Annotated in this window: 22 protein-coding genes, 1 tRNA gene and 1 riboswitch; of the genes, 11 read left to right on the top strand and 12 right to left on the bottom strand. The window is 68.0% G+C overall.

The features are described 5' to 3' along the window. Window positions 1–247 precede the first annotated feature (247 nt). Both CRT23_RS15195 and CRT23_RS15200 read right to left on the bottom strand, forming a co-directional pair. Window positions 248–544, bottom strand: coding sequence for a hypothetical protein (locus CRT23_RS15195; protein WP_103710375.1), 297 nt, complete (start codon window positions 542–544; stop codon window positions 248–250). A 174-nt stretch (window positions 545–718) separates the two neighbouring features. After that, window positions 719–937 carry a helix-turn-helix transcriptional regulator gene (locus tag CRT23_RS15200; RefSeq protein WP_103710376.1) on the bottom strand — a complete coding sequence of 73 codons (219 nt, stop codon included), beginning with the start codon at window positions 935–937 and terminating at the stop codon, window positions 719–721. A gap of 151 nt (window positions 938–1088) precedes the next feature. Here CRT23_RS15200 and CRT23_RS15205 point away from each other — a divergent pair, with 151 nt between their 5' ends. The 5 genes from CRT23_RS15205 to CRT23_RS27835 are packed head-to-tail and all read left to right on the top strand — an operon-like array spanning window position 1089 to window position 2578. Next, complete coding sequence (locus CRT23_RS15205; RefSeq protein ID WP_146056401.1) at window positions 1089–1613, top strand: hypothetical protein; 525 nt, start codon at window positions 1089–1091, stop codon at window positions 1611–1613. Then, complete coding sequence (locus CRT23_RS15210) at window positions 1610–1840, top strand: hypothetical protein (RefSeq protein ID WP_103710378.1); 231 nt, start codon at window positions 1610–1612, stop codon at window positions 1838–1840. Before CRT23_RS15205 ends, CRT23_RS15210 begins: the two co-directional genes overlap by 4 nt. Further along, entirely contained in the window at window positions 1837–2193 is a 357-nt protein-coding gene (locus CRT23_RS15215; protein WP_103710379.1) for a hypothetical protein, read from the top strand. The genes CRT23_RS15210 and CRT23_RS15215 overlap by 4 nt, the downstream gene beginning before the upstream one ends. Further along, on the top strand, window positions 2190–2399 hold the full coding sequence (locus tag CRT23_RS15220; RefSeq protein WP_103710380.1) for a hypothetical protein: 210 nt from the start codon (window positions 2190–2192) through the stop codon (window positions 2397–2399). Before CRT23_RS15215 ends, CRT23_RS15220 begins: the two co-directional genes overlap by 4 nt. Then, window positions 2399–2578 carry a hypothetical protein gene (locus CRT23_RS27835; protein WP_146056402.1) on the top strand — a complete coding sequence of 60 codons (180 nt, stop codon included), beginning with the start codon at window positions 2399–2401 and terminating at the stop codon, window positions 2576–2578. Before CRT23_RS15220 ends, CRT23_RS27835 begins: the two co-directional genes overlap by 1 nt. A 96-nt stretch (window positions 2579–2674) precedes the next feature. Here the strand turns inward: CRT23_RS27835 and CRT23_RS15225 are convergent. The 3 genes from CRT23_RS15225 to CRT23_RS15235 all read right to left on the bottom strand — a co-directional run bounded on the left by CRT23_RS15225 (window position 2675) and on the right by CRT23_RS15235 (window position 4254). Beyond that, window positions 2675–2760, bottom strand: a tRNA-Leu gene (locus tag CRT23_RS15225). 37 nt (window positions 2761–2797) lie between these two features. Further along, the gene (locus tag CRT23_RS15230) at window positions 2798–3982 is read right to left on the bottom strand and encodes an FAD-dependent monooxygenase (protein ID WP_103710381.1); all 1185 of its coding nucleotides are present in this window, start codon (window positions 3980–3982) and stop codon (window positions 2798–2800) included. Between the two features lie 17 nt (window positions 3983–3999). Further along, window positions 4000–4254 (bottom strand): zinc-finger domain-containing protein, encoded by a 255-nt coding sequence (locus tag CRT23_RS15235; RefSeq protein WP_055956304.1) that lies wholly within the window; start codon window positions 4252–4254, stop codon window positions 4000–4002. A gap of 213 nt (window positions 4255–4467) precedes the next feature. On the opposite strand from CRT23_RS15235, the gene map reads away from it, so the two are divergent. The 6 genes from map to CRT23_RS15265 all read left to right on the top strand — a co-directional run bounded on the left by map (window position 4468) and on the right by CRT23_RS15265 (window position 10285). Then, entirely contained in the window at window positions 4468–5298 is an 831-nt protein-coding gene (gene map / locus CRT23_RS15240) for a type I methionyl aminopeptidase (RefSeq protein WP_055956307.1), read from the top strand. A gap of 9 nt (window positions 5299–5307) precedes the next feature. Continuing rightward, the gene (gene radC / locus CRT23_RS15245) at window positions 5308–6021 is read left to right on the top strand and encodes a DNA repair protein RadC (protein WP_103710382.1); all 714 of its coding nucleotides are present in this window, start codon (window positions 5308–5310) and stop codon (window positions 6019–6021) included. Between the two features lie 102 nt (window positions 6022–6123). Then, window positions 6124–7563 (top strand): circularly permuted type 2 ATP-grasp protein, encoded by a 1440-nt coding sequence (locus tag CRT23_RS15250; protein WP_103710383.1) that lies wholly within the window; start codon window positions 6124–6126, stop codon window positions 7561–7563. 128 nt (window positions 7564–7691) lie between these two features. Then, entirely contained in the window at window positions 7692–8636 is a 945-nt protein-coding gene (locus CRT23_RS15255; RefSeq protein ID WP_055956317.1) for an alpha-E domain-containing protein, read from the top strand. 37 nt (window positions 8637–8673) lie between these two features. Continuing rightward, a complete protein-coding gene (locus tag CRT23_RS15260) occupies window positions 8674–9501 on the top strand; it encodes a transglutaminase family protein (protein WP_055956319.1) in 828 nt (275 codons plus the stop codon). A 31-nt stretch (window positions 9502–9532) separates the two neighbouring features. Beyond that, window positions 9533–10285: a hypothetical protein gene (locus CRT23_RS15265; RefSeq protein WP_056218845.1), complete on the top strand. Its 753-nt coding sequence runs from the start codon at window positions 9533–9535 to the stop codon at window positions 10283–10285. Here CRT23_RS15265 and CRT23_RS15270 read toward each other — a convergent pair whose 3' ends face one another. From CRT23_RS15270 to rpoD, 7 genes are all read right to left on the bottom strand, one after another. Continuing rightward, window positions 10286–11359, bottom strand: a complete 1074-nt coding sequence (locus tag CRT23_RS15270) for a nitronate monooxygenase (protein ID WP_103710384.1) — start codon at window positions 11357–11359, stop codon at window positions 10286–10288. Window positions 11360–11431: 72 nt separating this feature from the next. After that, window positions 11432–12073: a thiamine phosphate synthase gene (locus CRT23_RS15275; protein WP_103710385.1), complete on the bottom strand. Its 642-nt coding sequence runs from the start codon at window positions 12071–12073 to the stop codon at window positions 11432–11434. Window positions 12074–12110: 37 nt separating this feature from the next. Then, window positions 12111–12896 (bottom strand): thiazole synthase, encoded by a 786-nt coding sequence (locus CRT23_RS15280; RefSeq protein ID WP_103710386.1) that lies wholly within the window; start codon window positions 12894–12896, stop codon window positions 12111–12113. A 34-nt stretch (window positions 12897–12930) separates the two neighbouring features. Further along, the gene (gene thiS / locus CRT23_RS15285; protein WP_103710387.1) at window positions 12931–13143 is read right to left on the bottom strand and encodes a sulfur carrier protein ThiS; all 213 of its coding nucleotides are present in this window, start codon (window positions 13141–13143) and stop codon (window positions 12931–12933) included. Then, window positions 13140–14321 (bottom strand): glycine oxidase ThiO, encoded by a 1182-nt coding sequence (gene thiO / locus CRT23_RS15290; protein ID WP_245436275.1) that lies wholly within the window; start codon window positions 14319–14321, stop codon window positions 13140–13142. Before thiO ends, thiS begins: the two co-directional genes overlap by 4 nt. A 101-nt stretch (window positions 14322–14422) precedes the next feature. Next, window positions 14423–14551, bottom strand: a riboswitch (TPP riboswitch). Window positions 14552–14596: 45 nt separating this feature from the next. After that, window positions 14597–15844, bottom strand: coding sequence for an adenylate/guanylate cyclase domain-containing protein (locus CRT23_RS15295; RefSeq protein ID WP_055956343.1), 1248 nt, complete (start codon window positions 15842–15844; stop codon window positions 14597–14599). Window positions 15845–16042: 198 nt separating this feature from the next. Further along, window positions 16043–18037 carry an RNA polymerase sigma factor RpoD gene (rpoD, locus tag CRT23_RS15300; RefSeq protein ID WP_055956346.1) on the bottom strand — a complete coding sequence of 665 codons (1995 nt, stop codon included), beginning with the start codon at window positions 18035–18037 and terminating at the stop codon, window positions 16043–16045. Window positions 18038–18166: the final 129 nt, after the last annotated feature.

Genomic DNA, 18166 nt, shown 5'->3' on the forward strand with positions numbered 1-18166 from the left:
TCGCTGTGCCGCGTTATAGCGCGATAGGTTCGTTTCTGGCGTTGCTCCGTCTCGGGGGCTTTCGGCTTAGTATCGGGCAATAAATATTCCTGGTCAAAGCTTTGCGCTTCACCAGGATGTACCTAAATTGTCGCCGGTGAGTTTCCACGAAGGGGCGTTCTGGTCCTCACATTCTGGTGAGCATAGAAGCTGATTTTTTTTCTCGCCAAAGGTCACATCAGTGTTGCCCAAGCGGCGTCCATGCTGGTCAGCCCTTCGACCCCTGGATCGGCCGGAACAGCCACGCAAGCCGACCCGCCTCCTCATCCTCCCCGTCGCTGATATGATCGACGATCTGACCAAGCGGCGCAGGTAGGTCGACCTCGTACTTATCTAGGATGATGGCTGCATCGAGCAGGGCGTTGATGTGCGCCTTGGGAATAGGCCGATCTGCGGCCTGAGCTGCCAGCACACGGTCTGCGAGAAGCGTCGAGAGACGGAAGGCCTCTGATAGCTTTGCCAGAGCGGCCGGATCGCTGGCATTTGGCACTGCGTCTTCGCTCATTACCGGCCGCCCTCCCGCTTCACTGCCCCGCAACGATTGTCAGGACAGCGGCCACTCCAGCGGCAGTGAACGCTTCCAGCTCCGGGTGCGCAATGCCGGTAAGCTTCAGGAGGTAAGCGCCTCCCAGGACCACCAGCATGGCGGCAATTGCCATGAGGCGAGGCAGGAGGGTTTTCACTTAGGGGCCCCTGACTTCCTCAGCCGCACGCCTGGACCTCCGCCATTCTCGGGGATGAACTCGACCCCCGCTCCTTCAAGCGCTGCCTGAAGCGCTGCAAGCTTCGCTGGGTCGCCCGCGAACTTCTCAGTTTCAAAATTCGAGATGGTGTTCCGATGGACGCCTGCGGCAGCTGCCAGATCGGCAAGTGACCAATTTAAAGCTGCTCTTGCCATTCTGACTTGTGCAGGCTTCACAACCCAAAAACCTTGTGCTATCTACACAAGTGAAGTTAGCACAACGCCTGCCTTTCAGCAACGCGTGAAGCGGCTTCGCGCATAGCGTCCACTCACATCCCGACCACCTCAGCCCCGGAGCACACCGGTTATGGCAACGAACCCGATCACCCTTTTTCAGCCCAGGCGTCGTCCCTCAGATGGTCGTCTGCGCAAACTACAGCCCGGCCCTGTCACGCTTGCCATCCACGCCATGCGCCAGAACGAAGCTCCCTCGTGGGAAACCCGACAGGCGCAGATCAACGCCGAGGAACGCGTAGCGCTCGCTGGCCTCCGCAAGCGAATCAAAGCGCAGATCCGATCCGACCTCGACCGAGTGGACCGGTGCCTGAACGCCTTGAACCTCATCGACGGCGACGCCGACATTGAGCAGGACGCTGGCGAAATGCCCGAGAGCGCTGGCGTCTGTCAGCAGTACGACGACGATGAACCGAGCCTCGGTGGCCTCACGGTAGACGCTCAATTCGCAAGATGCCCCTTTAACGTGGTGGACGTTGAAGAGGACGTGGCCGACGAACCGCAGCACGACGATGCTGAGATCAGCGGCGTGGGTGACGGTGAAGGCTACGCCGAGCAGTTCCCGTTCCTGAACTCCAGTTTCGGAGCCTACGCATGAGCACGCCCGCATCCGTCGCTGCCGTGTTCTCAGCCGTTTCGGACATGGAGGAAGAGGTGCGCGACCTCGTGGGGTTCGCGCAGGCACTCTGCGTGTTCGGAGGCTCTAGCATCAGCATCCCCCCAAAGGCCGTCTATGTTCTCGCTGAGGCTTTGGAGGCAACAGCCGCCCGGCTCGAAATGCAATGGGAACTGGCGTTCAAGCTCGCTGCGGAGGCCAAGCAATGACCAGCCCCGCGAACCGCCGGGGCTTCCTCTCCGGCCTCGTCTCACTCCCGCTGATCGGCGGCAGCGTGACGCTCATCGGGAAGCCCGTTGGCGCGGCCGAGGCGCCGTCCCGGCTCTGCATGGAAAGCTACCTCGCGTGGCTGCACTTCGAAAAGCGCGCTGTGCACTCTGCTCTCTACCCCGAGATCCCCAAGGGGACGTTCGTGCCGCTGGATAACAAGGGTGCGCTGTTCCACTTTGCCGACCGCTTTGGCCATGATGGCTGGTGGCAGCGTGTCGAGCAGGAAGCGCTTGGCCGTGCGCCTGTCGTGCTCGCGACGGTCGGCTGTGATTGGCGGGAGGGCGACGCATGAAAGCCCGCGACTTCAACCTCGCTGCCGCAGACCACACCCTCATTGACCTAGAAGGTTGGGTTCAGGTGCTCGGAGTCATATCAGACTCACGCGAGGACGTAGCGCCCTTCGCCATTCGCATGATCTGCAATGCCCTCGATGACTGCGTTCGCCAGCTGCGCGTGGCAACGGGCACGGCCGACGACAAAGCGGAGACGCTTCGGTGATGAGTCCCATGCGCCTGATCCAATCCCTCCGTCACACTTGGCTCATCCGAGCCGCCCGCCGCGACATGCGGAGCGCTGCCTTCTACGTCGGCCGCGCCGAGCATCGGCTGAAGGCTGCGGGTCTAAATTTGCCGCTGCCGATGGGTGCGGTGGTGCCGCGAATCACTCTCAGCCGGTGAGGCTTCTTTCCGCTCGTGCCGACATGGTGCCGACACGAGCAAAAATTCAGAACTCAAGAGGCTGGCCGCAAAGCCAGATTACTCAATGAAATCAATTGGTGCGGACGGCGGGACTCGAACCCGCACAGCCAAAGGCCGCAAGATTTTAAGTCTCGTGCGTCTACCGGTTTCGCCACGTCCGCATGCCGGCATCAGCGGTAGCGGGGCGGCCTCCGCAGATCAAGGCGTCCAGCCGTAGAGCCAGGCGTAGCGGCGGTTCATCCCGTCCGGACCGAGGCGGCGCATGACGGCGTTGCGGATTGTCCCGACGAGGGGACCCGCATGATAGGTGCGGCCATTGGCGCGCGCAGCCCGGCGCACGCGGCGCACCCGAGCGCGTCGCACCGCATCGTATCGGTCAAGGGCGGCACCGAGGTCGGCACCGTTCGCGCCCAGTTCCCGGGCGAGGATCGCCGCATCCTCGATCGCAAGGGCGGCTCCCTGTGCCAGGAAGGGCAGGATCGGGTGGGCGGCGTCCCCGATCAGGGCGAGGCGTCCGCGCGCCATCGGACGCGCGGCACCCCGATCCTCCAGCGACCAGACCAGCCAGGAATCCGGCACGGTCAGGAGGGCCGCGAGGGGCGCGGCCGCATCGCGGAAGCGGGCGCGCAGCACGGCGGGCTCACCGAGCTGACCCCATCCCTCGCTGCCCTTCCGCTCCGGGATGACCGCGACGACGTTGACGTGTTGCCCCCCGCGGATCGGGTAATGCACCACGTGGCGCGCCGGTCCGAGCCACAGGCCCGTGGTCTCACCGGAGAGTTCGGGCGGCAGGGCTTCCCGCGGAACGATGGCCCGCCACGCCGCGGCACGCCCGGACCGCAGCTCCTTCCCGTCGAGGTGGCTGCGCAGGCGGGAGCGTACGCCGTCGGCTCCGATGACGAGGTCGGCGGAAAACCGATCGGTCCGCGTGCCCGTCCCGCTCTCCAGCGTCAGGTCGATCCCGTCCGGGCGCTCCGCCAGACCGGTCACGTCCCGTCCCACCAGGAGGCGGATCCCGGGCCGGCCGCGCACCGCGTCGAGGAGCAGAGTCTGCAAGTCGGCCCGGTGGATGACGTAGTAGGGGGCGCCGAAGCGCTCGCGCAGATTGGCGCCGAGCGCAACGCCGCCGATGACCGCCCCGCTCGTCAGGGCCCGCACCACCACCGCCGGCGGCTCGCTCGCCGCGCGGCGCAGGGCGGCGCCGAGCCCGAGGCCGATCAATACCCGGCTGGCATTCGGGGAGAGCTGGATCCCGGCACCGACTTCGCTGAAGCCTGTGCGGCGCTCGATGAGGGTGACGGCATGGCCGGCGGCGTCGAGGGTGAGCGCGGCCGTCAGGCCGCCGATGCCCGCGCCGACGATGGCGATGTTCAGGGCCGGCACGGAGCCGCTTCGCCGAATCAGGCGGCGGCCGAAGTCCGGTCGTCCCAGACACAGATCGCCGGGTCGGCGTTCCCAGCAGCCAGGGTCGGGCGATAGCGGAACAGCGTCGAGCAGTACTGGCAGATGGTCTCGTCGTCCGTGCCCATGTCGAGGAAGATGTGCGGATGATCGAAGGGCGGCTTGGCCCCGATGCACATGAACTCTTTCGAGCCGACGTGAATCACCGCCACGCCGGGCTCGTTGTGGAAATGCGGGACCGCCTTGTCAGCCATCGCCTCGTCCTGCTTGCCGGCCCGCCGGAGACCCGTCCTCGTGGAAGGATCGTCCTCGTGCGGGCATCCGTGTTGTCGGGGTCTGCCGGGACCCGTCTCTAGCCTCTCCCCCGGCGCAAGCCTAGTGCGGTACGCGCGAAGGGTTGGCCTCGCGCGCACGTCACCGTACATAGGGGCAGGCCCTGCCCCGGTTCCCTTCCGCGAAACGTCCCCATGACCCAGAACGAACAGGCCGTCTCCGAGAGCGGACGCCGCGCACCCCAACCGCCGATCCATGGACCGGAGGCCTTCGAGGGCATGCGCAAGGCCGGCCGTCTGACCGCGGAGGCCCTGGATCTGCTGATGGAGGCCACCGCCCCCGGCGTCACGACGGACCATCTCGACAAGCTCGCCTACACCTTCGCGATGGACCATGGCGCCTACCCGGCCTCGCTGCTCTACCGCGGCTACCCGAAGTCGATCTGCACCTCGATCAACCACGTGGTCTGCCACGGCATCCCGAACGACAAGCCCCTGCGGGACGGCGACATCGTCAACCTCGACATCTGCCTCATCGTCGACGGCTGGCACGGCGATTCGAGCCGGATGGCCTATGTCGGCGAGGTGCCGCGCAAGGCCCAGCGCCTGTGCGAAATCACCCACGAGTGCTTGATGCGCGGCATCGCGGCGATCAAGCCGGGCGGCTCCACCACGGATATCGGCCGCGCCATCCAGGCCTATGCCGAGGCGGAGCGCTGCTCGGTCGTGCGCGACTTCTGCGGCCACGGCCTCGGGCGCACCTACCACGATGCCCCGACCATCCTGCACTACGTCGAGCCGAGCTACGACGTGAAGTTCCAACCCGGCCAGTTCTTCACCGTCGAGCCCATGATCAATCTCGGCCGTCCGGCGGTGAAGGTCCTCTCCGACGGCTGGACCGCGGTGACCCGCGACCGCTCGCTCTCGGCGCAGTTCGAGCATACCGTGGCGGTGACGGAGACGGGGGCGGAGATCTTCACCCTCTCGCCGAAGGGCCTGCACCAGCCCGCGCCGACGGCCGGCTGACGTCGAACCGTGACCGCGCGGTCGCCGTCCACGCCTGCCCCGTCGGACGGCGAGCCGCATTACCTCGGCCATCGCGATCGCCTCCGCGCCCGGTTCGCCCAGGGCGGAGCCGACGCGCTTCCGGACTACGAGCTGCTCGAACTCGCCCTCTTCCGGGCCATTCCCCGCCGGGACGTGAAGCCCCTGGCCAAGGCTCTGATCCGGCGCTTCGGAAGCTTTGCCGAGGTGGTGAGCGCCGAGCCCGCGCGCCTTGCTGAAATTGAAGGCATTGGTCCCGGGGTCATCGCCGACCTGAAGCTCATCGAAGCGGCAGGACATCGCCTGGCGCGCGGGGCGATCGCCGAGCGGCCCCTGCTCTCCTCCTGGAGCGCCGTGCTCGAATATTGCCGCGCCACCATGGCCTTCGCGGCGCGCGAGCAGTTTCGCGTGCTGTTCCTCGACCGGCGCAACCACCTAATCGCCGACGAGGTCCAGGGGCGGGGAACCGTCGACCACACGCCGGTCTATCCGCGCGAGGTGGCGCGCCGCGCCCTCGAGCTCTCGGCCACCGCCATCATCCTGGCCCACAATCATCCCTCGGGCGACCCCACCCCCTCGGCTACCGATATCCGGATGACCCGCGAGCTCATCGGCGTCCTGGACCCCCTCGGCATCCTGATCCACGATCACATCATCCTGGGTCGGGAGGGTCACGCCAGCTTCAAGGGCTTGAAGTTGATCTGAACGTGCTACCGTACACGCAAGGGCGGTGGGCGCGGACTCCGATCTCAGGTCGCTGGCGCGCCTCTTGCCTAGAGAAGAACGGTGTTCAAGGGGGAGACGCGAATGGCGCTCGCTGCATTCGACGAGATGACCGGGCTGCCCGATGGGGCGCTGAGCAACCCCGCCGTGCGCGAAGCCTACGACAGCCTGAAGCACTGGCTCGACACCACGCCGCCCGAGCATTTCAACACCCGCCGCAGCCAGGCCGAGATGCTCTTCCGGCGCATCGGCATCACCTTCGCGGTCTACGGCGCGAACGAGTCCACCGAGCGGCTGATCCCCTTCGACATCATCCCGCGGGTCATCACCAAGCCCGAATGGGGGTTCCTGGAGCGGGGCCTCAAGCAGCGCGTCACCGCCATCAACGCGTTCCTGAAGGACATCTACGGGGCGCAGGAATGCATCAAGGCCGGCGTGATCCCGGCCGACCTCGTCTACCGCAACCCGCATTACCGGATGGAGATGCGGGCCTTCCGGGTGCCGCACGACCTCTACGTCCACATCGCCGGCATCGATATCGTCCGCACCGGTGAGAACGACTTCTTCGTGCTCGAGGACAATGCCCGGACCCCGTCGGGCGTCTCCTACATGCTGGAGAACCGCGAGGTCATGCTGCGGCTGTTCCCGGAGCTGTTCTCCCGCCACCGCGTCGCGCCGGTCGAGAATTATCCCGATGCCCTGCTGGCGACCCTGCGCAGCCTCGCGCCGTCCACGGCGACCCGCGACCCCACCGTCGCGCTGCTCACGCCGGGCCGCTACAACTCGGCCTTCTACGAGCACTCGTTCCTGGCCGACAAGCTCGGCGTCGACCTCGTCGAGGCCTCCGACCTCTTCACCAAGGACGACGTCGTCTACATGCGGACGACCGAGGGGCCGCGCCGGGTCGACGTGCTGTACCGCCGTCTCGACGACGATTTCCTCGATCCGCTGGTCTTCCGCCCGGACTCCGTCCTCGGCGTCCCCGGCATCATGAATGCCTACGAGCGCGGGACCGTGACCCTGGCCAACGCGGTTGGCACCGGCATCGCCGACGACAAGGCGGTCTACAGCTACATGCCGGAGATCGTGAAATTCTTCACCGGCGAGGAGCCGATCCTCCACAACGTGCCGACCTATCGCTGCCGCGAGAAGGAGGCCTTCGCCTACGTCATGGACAATCTCGGCGAGCTCGTGGTGAAGGAGGTCAATGGCTCCGGCGGCTACGGCATGCTGGTCGGCCCGCACGCCACCAAGCGCGAGATCGAGGAGTTCGGACGCAAGCTGAAGCACGCGCCGGACGGGTTCATCGCCCAGCCGACCCTGGCGCTCTCCACCTGCCCGACCTTCGTCGCATCCGGCGTCGCCCCCCGGCACGTGGACCTGCGCCCCTTCGTGCTGTGCGGCTCGGACGAGATCCGCATCGTCCCCGGCGGCCTGACCCGGGTCGCCCTGAAGGAAGGGTCGCTCGTCGTGAACTCGAGCCAGGGCGGCGGCACCAAGGACACCTGGGTCCTCGACGCCTGAGACATCGCGCGGCATCCGGCCCGGCGTTCCGTGCCGGGTGCCTTTCCAAGCCCGTGCCGGCTCCGGCATAGTCCTTTCCGCCCTGCGGCCTGCATGCCCGATGCCGGCCGACGTCCCGATGGAACCCCATGCTGTCCCGGACCGCCGACAACCTGTATTGGCTCTCGCGCTACGCCGAGCGAGCGGAGTTCGTCGCCCGCATCCTCGATGCCGCCTTGCGTCTGGCCGCCCTGCCGTCGAGCTACGGCGGCGGCGAGACCAACGAGTGGGCCTCCGCCCTGGCCTCGGCGGGCGATCCGGAGGTGTTCAAGCCGCTCTACGACAGCGTCACCGAAGCCACCGTCTGCGACTTCCTCGCCTTCAGCCCCCACAATCCCTCGTCGATCCGCTCCTGCATCGAGACCGCGCGCGAGAACGCCCGCAGCGTCCGCACGGCGCTCACCACCGAGATGTGGGATGCCATCAACGGCGCCTGGCTCGAACTGCGCAACTACGAGGGACGCGATCTCAACCGCGACGAGTTCACCCGCTTCCTCGACTGGGTGAAGGGCGTCTCCCTCGCCTTCGACGGCTCGGCCTACCGCACCATGCTGCGCAACGACGCCTACTGGTTCACGCGCCTCGGCACGGCCATCGAGCGGGCGGACAACACGGCCCGCATCCTCGACGTGAAATACCGCATCCTGCTGCCCGCCTCGGAGAAGGTCGGCGGCAGCCTCGACTATTTCCAATGGACCACGATCCTGCGTGAGGTTTCGGCCTTCAACGCCTATCACTGGGTCTACCGCGAGAGCGTGAAGCCGCTCCTGGTGGCCGATCTCCTCATCCTGAACCGGCAGATGCCGCGCTCCTTCAGCAACTGCTACGGCATGCTGGTGGAGCACCTCGACCTGATCGCCGACGCCTACGGGCGGCGCGGCGCGAGTCAGCGCCTGGCCAGCAACACCCTCGCGCGGCTCGAGGGCGAGAACATCAATCGCATCTTCTCATCCGGCCTGCATGAGTTCGTGACGGAGTTCATCGTCGAGAACAATCGCCTCGGCGCAGCGGTCATCGAGCAATATCTGGTATAGGGCCGGCCCCGGCCCGACGCCGCGCAAAGGTCGCCGCATGCGAATCCGCGTCTTCCACGAGACCAACTACACCTACGAGCAGCCCGCGCGCGGGCTGATCCAGGTCCTGCGTCTGCGTCCGCGCGACCATGACGGCCAGTATGTCCGGCGCTGGCGCATCGAACCCTCCGTCGACGGCCGCGTCAGCGAGCGCGAGGACGGCTTCGGCAACGTCGTGCACTGGTTCACCGCGGACGAGCCGGCCGAGGCCCTGTCGATCCGGGTCACCGGAGAGGTCGACACCTTGGAGATGCACGGCATCGTCCGCGGCACGATCGAGCGCCTGCCGGACGTGTTCTATCTGCGGGATTCGGACCTCGCCCTGGCCAACGACGCCATCCAGGCCTTCGCCCAGGAGGTCGCGGCGGCCGGCGACCCGGCGCCCCTGCCCTGCCTGCACCGGCTGCTCGCCGCCGTGCACCAGCGGGTCGCCTTCGTTCCCGGCCCGGCCAGCGCCAGCACGAACGCCGCGCAGGCCTTCACCCAGGAGAAGGGCGTCTGCCAGGACATCACCCATCTCTTCATCGCGGCGGCCCGCCACCTTGAGATTCCCACGCGCTACGTCTCAGGGTACTACCACCACGCCGACCGGGACGCGGATCAGGGCTCCGGCCATGCCTGGGCCGAAGCGCTGGTGCCGGGGCTCGGCTGGATCGGCTTCGACGCCGCCCACGGCATCGCCACCACCGAGGCCCATATCCGTGTGGCCGTTGCCCTCGACTATCTCGGGGCGGCGCCAATTCGCGGCAGCCGCATGGGCGGCGGGACAGAAACACTCGACGTGACGCTTCGCGTCGAGCAGGCACAGGCTTCCGTCCAGTCCTGATCGCGGACGGACGCGCGAGAAAGACCGCACCATGACCTACTGCGTTGGTGTCCTCGTCGAGGAGGGGCTGGTGATGATCGCCGACACCCGGACCAATGCCGGGCTCGACGACATCTCGACCTACCGCAAGCTCCACCACTTCAACGTGCCGGGCGAGCGCGTGATGATGCTGGCCTCCGCCGGCAACCTCTCGATCACCCAGTCGGTCCTCAGCCTTCTGGCCGAGGGCGTGGAGGGCGATGCCGGCGAGCCGAAGATGAAGCTCGTCGAGGCGCCGACGATGTTCCAGGCGGCCCAGCTCGTCGGCCGCGCCATCCGGCGTGTCCGCGAGATCGAGAAGGCGGGATTCGAGGCGGCCAACCTGCGCTTCTCGGTCTCGCTGCTGTTCGGCGGACAGATCGGCTCCGACCCGATGAAGCTCTACCTGATCTACTCGGCCGGCAACTTCATCGAGTGCAGCGGCGACGCGCCCTTCCTGCAGATCGGGGAGCACAAGTACGGTAAGCCGATCCTCGACCGCGCGGTGAAGTACGAGACCGACCTCTACGACGCCCTCAAGGTCGGCCTCGTCTCGATGGATTCGACGATGCGCTCGAATCTCGGCGTCGGGTTGCCCATCGACATTGCGGTCGCCCGCCGCAACGCCCTCGACCTCGAGGTGAATCACCGGATCGAAGCCGGCGAGAGCTACTTCCACGATCTGCGTGAACGCTGGTCGGCGGCTTTGCGTGCCGCCCACCGGGCGATCCCCCGGCCGCCCTACGGCCCGGCGACGGCGAAGTGATCAGGCCCTTGGGCCACCCAGGAGCCTGAGCGCGCCCTCCGCGAGCTCGACGGTCAGGCGACCCGCCTCCGTCTCGCGGGCAAGGGGTGCCCCCTGCCCGGCCCAGAGGGGCGAGAAATCCCCCGAGCCGCGCCGCTCGGCCTCGATCCGCAAGGGTTGAAGGCCGATGGCGGCCGTGGGGAACACCGGCGCATCCGCGCATAGCGGCCCGAGTTCGCGGATGACGCGATTCACGAGTCCCCGGGCGGGCTTACCCGTGAGCACGTTGGTGATCGTCGTGTCCTCGTCGCGCGCCCGGCGCAGGGCTTCGCGGTGCGGCACCGAGAGACCGGCTTCCGTGCAGCGCAGGTAGGCCGTTCCCAGCTGGACGGCCGAGGCACCGAGCATGAAGGCCGCGGCGATCCCGCGGGCATCGGCGATCCCCCCGGCTGCGATCACGGGCACGTCCACCGCGTCGACCACCTGGGGCACCAGCGCCATCGTGCCGACCTGGGTCGCGGGATCGCTGCCGAGGAACAGTCCACGATGCCCGCCAGCCTCGGCCCCCTGCGCGATGATCGCGTCGACCCCGCGCTCGGCGAGCCAGCGCGCTTCGCGCACGGTGGTGGCGGACGAGAGAATGGTGCAGCCGAGCGCCCGGACGCGGTCGAGAAGCGACGTCTCCGGCAGGCCGAAATGGAAGCTTACCACCGCGGGCCGGACCTCGGCGAGGACCGCGAGCATCGCGGCATCGAACGGAGACCGCTGCGCCATGGCGATGGGAGCTGCCGGATCCAGGCCGAGTTCCGCGTAGTAGGATGCGAGCCGGCTGCGCCAGGCGGCCTCGCGCTCGTCGTCCGGCGCTTCCGGCAGGTGGCAGAAGAAGTTCAGGTTGAACGGAGCGTCCGTCCGCGCCCGGATCGCCGCGGCCTCGCTGCGCACCGCGTCCGGGTTCATCGCCGCGCAGGCGAGGGAGCCGAGGCCGCCAGCGGCGCTGACGCTGGCGGCAAGGGCCGGCTTCGGCCCGATCATCGGCGCCTGGACGATCGGGTGCTGCATCGGCACGCGGTCGAGAAATCGGTTCTTGCCCCACATGCGCCGGCTCCTTGCCCATCATCGCAAGTTTGAATCGCAAGTCTGGATCGCAGGTCTGAATCGCCAATCAGATCACGTCTCGAGGCGGGCGCGATAGGCACGCACCTCGGCGGCCGGATCCACGCTGCGCATCAGCGCGCCCATCACCGCGACGCCCGCAGCGCCGGCCGCGCGGCATAGGTCCACGCGATCAACCGTCATTCCCCCGAGGGCAATCACCGGCATGCCGAACCCAGCCGCGGTTCTCAGCGCCTCCGCTCCGAGGGCGGGACCGTAGCCCGGCTTGCTCGATGTCGGAAAGATCGGGCTCAGGGTCGCGTAGTCGGCGCCGGCTCGGGCGGCGGCCGCAACCTCATCCGGCGTATGCGCGGACACGCCGATACGGCCAACGGGCAGGTGCCGGCGGGCTTCGGCAATCCCGGTCGCGGTACTCCCGCCGGGCAGATGGACACCGTCGGCACCGAGTTCAGCGGCGAGCGCCGCATCCGCGCCGATGGTCAGCGAACCGCCCTCGGCCTGCACGAGGCGGGCGATGTCCCGGGCGAGTGCGCGCCGCGCCTCCGGTGCCAGGTCGCGCTCGCGAAACCAGACCCAGCGGGCGCCGGCCCGCAGGAGGCGTTCGAGCGTGGCGCAGAGGTGCCGGGCAGCGACCTTCGGCGCATCGCTCGCCGACCTGTCCGTCACCACCAGCAGCCGCGCGGGCAGGCCGCTCATCGTCGCGCGCCGGCCGGCGCGCCGGTCGAAACCCGGCTCACGAACCCACGAGGCCCAGTTGCGGGCTCGACGGTTCGGCCCGTCCCCGCTTCGGGATCCGTCCCGCGAGATACGCGTCGCGACCCGCGTGGACCGCGTTGCGCATGGCGCGGGCCATCCGCACCGGATCGTCGGCCTTGGCGACCGCGGTGTTGAGCAGGCAGCCGGCGGCGCCGAGCTCCATGGCGATGACCGCGTCGGAGGCGGTGCCGATACCGGCATCGACGATGACCGGCACGGGCGAGCGCCGACAGATCAGCTCCAGGTTGGCCGGGTTGGCGACACCCATGCCGGAGCCGATCAGCGAGCCCATGGGCATCACGGCGGCGCAGCCGAGATCGGCGAGGCGCTGGCAGACCACCGGATCGTCGTTGCAATAGGGCAGCACGGTGAATCCATCGTCGACGAGGTGGCGACAGGCCTCCAGCAGCTCGGCGACGTCGGGGTACAGCGTTTCGCGGTCGCCGATGACCTCGACCTTGATCCAGTTCGTGTCGAGGGCCTCGCGGGCGAGTTCGGCCGTCATGATCGCGTCGCGCGCCGTCTCGCAGCCGGCGGTGTTCGGCAGGAAGCGGTGCCCCTTGAGCCGGCGCAGCGTATCCGAGTTATGCCCCTGCAGCGAAACCCGGCGGATCGAAGCCGTGACCACCTCGGCGCCCGAGGCCGCGACCGCATCGAACAGGATGCTTTGCGTGGGGTAGCCGGCGGTCCCGATGAACAGACGCGAGCCTAGGCTCACACCGCCGATCACCAGCGTATCCGTGTCGTTCGCGATCTCGGTCATTCCGGGCCTCCTGCCATGGTGTTCTCCCTCCCGATCAGCCGCCCTGCATCGCGCGCACGATCTCGACGCGGTCGCCGTCGCTGAGCGCGGTGGCAGCCCAGTCCCGGCGTCGGATCACGGCGCCGTTGAGCGCGATGGCGATACCCTGCGGGCTCTCGAGGCCGGTCTCCTCGGCCTCTTCCCGGAACAGGGCGTCGAGGTCGGCGGCCACGCTCTCGCGGACCTCGCCGTTGACTCGGAGCTTCATGCGAAGGCCCTCCGCGGCGGCGACGCGAAGCGGGCCCGGCCGAAGTCCCGGGCGTAATCCGGCAGCGCTCCCCCGGCGACCAGGGCCGCGACCGCGTCGGCCGTGGCCGGGGCCAGCAGGTAGCCGTTGCGATGATGGCCGGTGGCGACCACGAGGCCGGGCGCCAGGGCATCGATGATCGGGGCATCGTCGTCCGAAGTCGGCCGGAAGCCGCTCCAGATCGCTTCCACCGCCATCTCCTCGATGCCGGGCAGGACGCGACGTGCGCCCTCCAGCAGGGCGTAGAGCCCGCCGGCCGTGACGCCGGGAACGAAGCCGCAATCCTCCACCGTTGCGCCGACGATGAGATGGCCGTCGCTCTTCGGCGCCATGTGGACCTGCTCGGTCCAGACCATGTGGGCGAGGGTGCCGGTGCGGGCGGTGGTCCGCAGCGCGAGGGACTGGCCGCGCAGGGGCCGCACCGGCAGGGCGAGATGGTCGGGCAGGAGCCCTGCCTCACCGCTCCAAGCGCCGGAGGCGAGCACGACGGTGTCGGCCTGACGGATGCCCTGGGCCGTACGCACGCCCGTGACCCGGCCGGCGCTCCAATCCAAGGCGTCGACACCGCAGCCTTCCACGATGGCGACTCCGGCAGCGAGGCAGGCCCGGACGAGGGCGGCCATCACCCGGCTCGGATCGACTTGGTGGTCGTGCGGGCAGAACAGGCCGGCGGTGACGGCGGGACGCAGGCGCGGCTCGCGGGCCCGAACCTCGGGGCCGGTCAGCCAGCGGGCGTCGAGGCCTGAGCGCTTCTGCAGGTCGTGCCGGAAGCGCAGGCGCTCGACCTCGTCGCGGCCGATGGCGAGCACCAGGGTGCCCTCCTCCCGATAGTCGATGTCGAGGCCGGCCGCGGCCTGAAGGTCATCGCGAAAAGCCGGCCAGCGGGACAGGCTTTCCAGGGCCAGGGGCAGGAGCGTGTCGGAACCCGGCTCGTGCTCGGCGGCCGGGGCCAGCATGCCGGTTGCGGCGAGGCTCGCCCCGGCGCCGACGGTGTCGCGCTCCAGAACGGTCACGGACCGCCCGGCCTGCGCCAGGCGCCAGGCCGCCGACAGGCCGATCAAGCCGGCGCCGACGACGACGACGTCACTGTGGGCGGGAGCGACGACGGCCGGCGGAGCATCGCCGTGCGTCCGTCGCAGGTTGAGAAAGGCGTTCGGGCTCACGTCCAACACAATCTCCGCGACCGGCGTCGAGATTGGTGGGGCTGCAGCTTCGAGCGGTGAAGCGTGCCGGGCTTGAACAGAAACCCGCGGTCCAATCCCTACGCCGGTATGAACCGGGTCAGGTTCGAAGGATTTCCGCGCCGCCATCCGCGAACGGACGGCCATCGGTTTCTCAGCCCCTTGCCGGGGATCTCCCTGGAACACCCCAGATGTGGGCCGTCCCTGCGCCGGGGTCAATCCCCGGGCGGGCCTCAGGCGGCAGACGGACGCGCCGGTCGATAGACGCCCATGGGTTCGGCAAACCCGTCGAGCGCGTGCTCGCCGAGGGGCTCCGGCATGTCCCAGAGGAAGTCGACGAAGGGCTTCGTCATCAGGATCGGCTCGGCCAGCGTCCGGTTGAGGCGGGCGACCCGGCTCGCCAGGTTCACGTCGCGCCCGATCACGGTGAAGTCCAGCCGCGCGCCGGAGCCGACATTGCCGTAGGCGGCCTCGCCGTGATGCAGGGCGATGCCGGCGGCCACTGGATTGGCGAACCGGCCCAGGGCATTGGCCTCGGCCAAGGCCGCCATGGCGCTCTGGGACGCCGTGAGCGCCCCCTTGGCGGCACCGCCCAGGTCGTCGCCCGGCTCACGGAAGATCGCCAGCAGCCCGTCGCCGAGATACTTCAGGACCTCGCCGCCCTCGCGCTCGATGGCTGGCACCAGGCAGTCGAAGAAGATGTTCAGGAGGTCGACAGCCTCCTCCGGCGTCATGTCGGCGGAGATACGCGTATAATCGCGCATGTCGGCAAACAGGATCGCGGAGCGGATGCGCTGAACGTGACCGCGACGGATGGAGCCCCCGAGGATCGCCTTGTGCGGCTCGTCTCCGACATAGATCCGCAGAACGTGGTCGAGCTGCTTGTTGATGCTGCGCATCTCCATCACCGCGGCCAGCGTCGGCATGACGAAGCGCAGGATCGCCACGTCCTCGTCGCGGAACCCCGCCGGGGACCGGGTGGCAAAGGAGATGCCGTTGCGCGTGCCGTTGGTGAAGAACAGCGGCGCGACGATGTAGTGCCGGTAGCCCTCGGCCTTCAGGTCCGGAATGACCGCGAAGGCCTCATCCGGGGTCTCGGCGAGATCGAGGATCAACCACTCGCCGGTCTCATGAACGCGGAAGAACGGGCTCGCGCGATAAGCCCGGTCCGATGCTTCCCCGTGCGGGAACAGACGAACCGTCGAGCCCATCTCGCGGGTCCAGAACCGCCCGACACCCGAATACTCGGAATGCAGGGCATCGATGGCCGTGGTGGCCCGGTCCACCGGCACGTCGAGCTTGATCAGGCGCTCGGCCAGGCCGGACAGCAGGTCCTCGGCCTTCGGCATGCGCGCGCCCTCGCTCAGCAGCCAGTCGCGCAGGGCCACGCATTGCTGGAGGGCGCCGAAGGGGACGTCGGCCGCCTCCGAGCCGTCGGCTTCAGCGGTGGGGGAAGGCTGGGGCGGGCCTCGATCGAGCATATGGCCAAGGTGGGTTGGGAGACGGCGTCCGGCAACGGCCACGCCTCGGGTTTTGTGCGTATCGTGCGGGCCTCTCCGCTTCAACAGCGTAGAGCGCTTCAGGGGCTCGGCGCCATCGAAACGAAAGAGCCGGCCCCATGAGGAGCCGGCTCTTTCAGGTGAAAGGTCCGCCGGAAAAGGCCGGCCTCACCGCGTGCATCAGTTGTCGAGGAAGCTGCGCAGCTTACGCGACCGGCTCGGGTGCTTGAGCTTGCGCAGGGCCTTCGCCTCGATCTGACGGATACGCTCGCGCGTCACCGAGAACTGCTGGCCGACCTCTTCGAGGGTGTGGTCGGTATTCATGCCGATGCCGAAGCGCATGCGGAGCACCCGCTCCTCGCGGGGCGTGAGCGAGGCGAGCACGCGCGTCGTGGTCTCGCGCAGGTTCGACTGGATCGCCGCGTCGATGGGCAGGACGACGTTCTTGTCCTCGATGAAGTCGCCGAGGTGCGAATCCTCCTCGTCGCCGATCGGGGTCTCGAGCGAGATCGGCTCCTTGGCGATCTTGAGAACCTTGCGCACCTTCTCCAGCGGCATGGCCAGCTTCTCGGCCAGTTCCTCCGGGGTCGGCTCGCGGCCGATCTCGTGAAGCATCTGGCGCGAGGTCCGAACGATCTTGTTGATCGTCTCGATCATGTGCACCGGAATGCGGATCGTGCGGGCCTGATCGGCGATCGAGCGGGTGATTGCCTGCCGGATCCACCAGGTGGCGTAAGTCGAGAACTTGTAGCCGCGGCGGTACTCGAACTTGTCGACAGCCTTCATCAGGCCGATGTTGCCCTCCTGGATCAGATCCAGGAACTGCAGGCCGCGGTTGGTGTACTTCTTGGCGATCGAGATCACGAGGCGCAGGTTGGCCTCAATCATCTCCTTCTTGGCCTGACGGGCTTCGCGTTCGCCCTTCTGGACCATGTTGACGATCTTGCGGTACTCGCCGATCTCGAGGCCCGTCTCGGAGGCGAGGGTCAGGATCTGCTCGCGCAGGCGGGCGACCTCGTTCGAGCCCTTCTCGACGAGGTTCTTCCAGCCACGGCCGCCGAGGCTGCCGACGCGCTCCATCCAGTTCGGATCGAGTTCCCAGCCCTGGTAGTGGCGCAGGAACTCGTCGCGGGCGACGCCGTGGCTCTCGGCGTAGCGCATCAGTCGGCCCTCATGGGAGATGAGGCGCTTGTTGATGTCGTAGAGCTGCTCGACCAGGGCCTCGATGCGATTGGCATTGAGGGAGAGCGACTTCACGTCGGTGACGACGGCGTCCTTCAGCTCGTCCTGCTTGCGCTCCTGGGCATCGGTGCGGGTGCCGCCGGAGGCTTTGAGCTCGGCATGCTCGATCTGCAGCTTGCGCAGCTTGCGGTAGTTGTTGGCGATGTTGTCGAACGTCTCGAGGACGCGCGGCTTGATCTCGGTCTCCATGGCCGCCAGGGAGACGTTGTTCTCCATGTCGTCCTCGTCGTCGCCGTCGGGCGGCGTCGGCGTATCCCCCTCGCTCTCCTCGCTCTCCTCCGCGCCCTCGGCGATCTGCATCGCGTTCTTGGCGTCGGGGCCCGCATAGGTGGCTTCGAGGTCGATGATCTCGCGCAGCAGCACCCGGCCGTCGACGAGCTCGTCGCGCCAGATGATGATGGCCTGGAAGGTCAGCGGGCTCTCGCACAGCCCGGCGATCATCGCCTCGCGACCCGCCTCGATGCGCTTGGCGATCGCGATCTCGCCCTCGCGGGACAGGAGCTCCACGGAGCCCATCTCGCGCAGGTACATGCGCACGGGGTCATCCGTGCGGTCGGTCGGCTCCTTGGTCGTCTCGGCACGCAGGGCGACAGGCTTGGTCGGCGCGATCTCGGCGACCTCGGTCCCCTCCGCCCCGTCCTCGTCGTCGGCCTCGCCGTTGGCCTTGGCCTCCGTCGTCTCCTCGGTCTCCTCCGCCTCGACGACGTTGATGCCCATCTCAGAGAGCTGCGACAGCACGTCCTCGATCTGGTCGGGGTCGGATTGGCCGTCGGGCAGAACCTCGTTGATCTCCTCGTAGGTGATGTAGCCCCGCTTCTTGGCGAGCTTCACCATCCGCTTGACGGAGGCATCCGTCAGATCGAGGAGCGGCCCGTCGGTCTGTTGCTCCGGAGCAGCATCCGTCTCGTCCCGTTCCGTTGCCTTCGTCGCCATGGTCCGCCTATGGTTGTCGTGTCAGCGTCGCGCGGAAGCGTGTCGCTCACTCCGCGTCGTCGACGCTGAAATGCATGTGATGTGCGGACCGCCGAAGTGACAGCCGCGTCGATGTCAGATCCCGGTATG

The organism is Methylobacterium sp. V23, from assembly GCF_002917135.1.
In the GTDB taxonomy this organism is placed as follows: domain Bacteria; phylum Pseudomonadota; class Alphaproteobacteria; order Rhizobiales; family Beijerinckiaceae; genus Methylobacterium.

Bases quoted from the DNA above. Each gene is read 5' to 3' on its own strand.
- CRT23_RS15195 (WP_103710375.1), bottom strand. From the start codon at position 544: ATGAGCGAAGACGCAGTGCCAAATGCCAGCGATCCGGCCGCTCTGGCA.
- CRT23_RS15200 (WP_103710376.1), bottom strand. From the start codon at position 937: ATGGCAAGAGCAGCTTTAAATTGGTCACTTGCCGATCTGGCAGCTGCC.
- CRT23_RS15205 (WP_146056401.1), top strand. From the start codon at position 1,089: ATGGCAACGAACCCGATCACCCTTTTTCAGCCCAGGCGTCGTCCCTCA.
- CRT23_RS15210 (WP_103710378.1), top strand. From the start codon at position 1,610: ATGAGCACGCCCGCATCCGTCGCTGCCGTGTTCTCAGCCGTTTCGGAC.
- CRT23_RS15215 (WP_103710379.1), top strand. From the start codon at position 1,837: ATGACCAGCCCCGCGAACCGCCGGGGCTTCCTCTCCGGCCTCGTCTCA.
- CRT23_RS15220 (WP_103710380.1), top strand. From the start codon at position 2,190: ATGAAAGCCCGCGACTTCAACCTCGCTGCCGCAGACCACACCCTCATT.
- CRT23_RS27835 (WP_146056402.1), top strand. From the start codon at position 2,399: ATGAGTCCCATGCGCCTGATCCAATCCCTCCGTCACACTTGGCTCATC.
- CRT23_RS15235 (WP_055956304.1), bottom strand. From the start codon at position 4,254: ATGGCTGACAAGGCGGTCCCGCATTTCCACAACGAGCCCGGCGTGGCG.
- map (WP_055956307.1), top strand. From the start codon at position 4,468: ATGACCCAGAACGAACAGGCCGTCTCCGAGAGCGGACGCCGCGCACCC.
- CRT23_RS15250 (WP_103710383.1), top strand. From the start codon at position 6,124: ATGGCGCTCGCTGCATTCGACGAGATGACCGGGCTGCCCGATGGGGCG.
- CRT23_RS15255 (WP_055956317.1), top strand. From the start codon at position 7,692: ATGCTGTCCCGGACCGCCGACAACCTGTATTGGCTCTCGCGCTACGCC.
- CRT23_RS15260 (WP_055956319.1), top strand. From the start codon at position 8,674: ATGCGAATCCGCGTCTTCCACGAGACCAACTACACCTACGAGCAGCCC.
- CRT23_RS15265 (WP_056218845.1), top strand. From the start codon at position 9,533: ATGACCTACTGCGTTGGTGTCCTCGTCGAGGAGGGGCTGGTGATGATC.
- CRT23_RS15270 (WP_103710384.1), bottom strand. From the start codon at position 11,359: ATGTGGGGCAAGAACCGATTTCTCGACCGCGTGCCGATGCAGCACCCG.
- CRT23_RS15275 (WP_103710385.1), bottom strand. From the start codon at position 12,073: ATGAGCGGCCTGCCCGCGCGGCTGCTGGTGGTGACGGACAGGTCGGCG.
- CRT23_RS15280 (WP_103710386.1), bottom strand. From the start codon at position 12,896: ATGACCGAGATCGCGAACGACACGGATACGCTGGTGATCGGCGGTGTG.
- thiS (WP_103710387.1), bottom strand. From the start codon at position 13,143: ATGAAGCTCCGAGTCAACGGCGAGGTCCGCGAGAGCGTGGCCGCCGAC.
- CRT23_RS15295 (WP_055956343.1), bottom strand. From the start codon at position 15,844: ATGCTCGATCGAGGCCCGCCCCAGCCTTCCCCCACCGCTGAAGCCGAC.
- rpoD (WP_055956346.1), bottom strand. From the start codon at position 18,037: ATGGCGACGAAGGCAACGGAACGGGACGAGACGGATGCTGCTCCGGAG.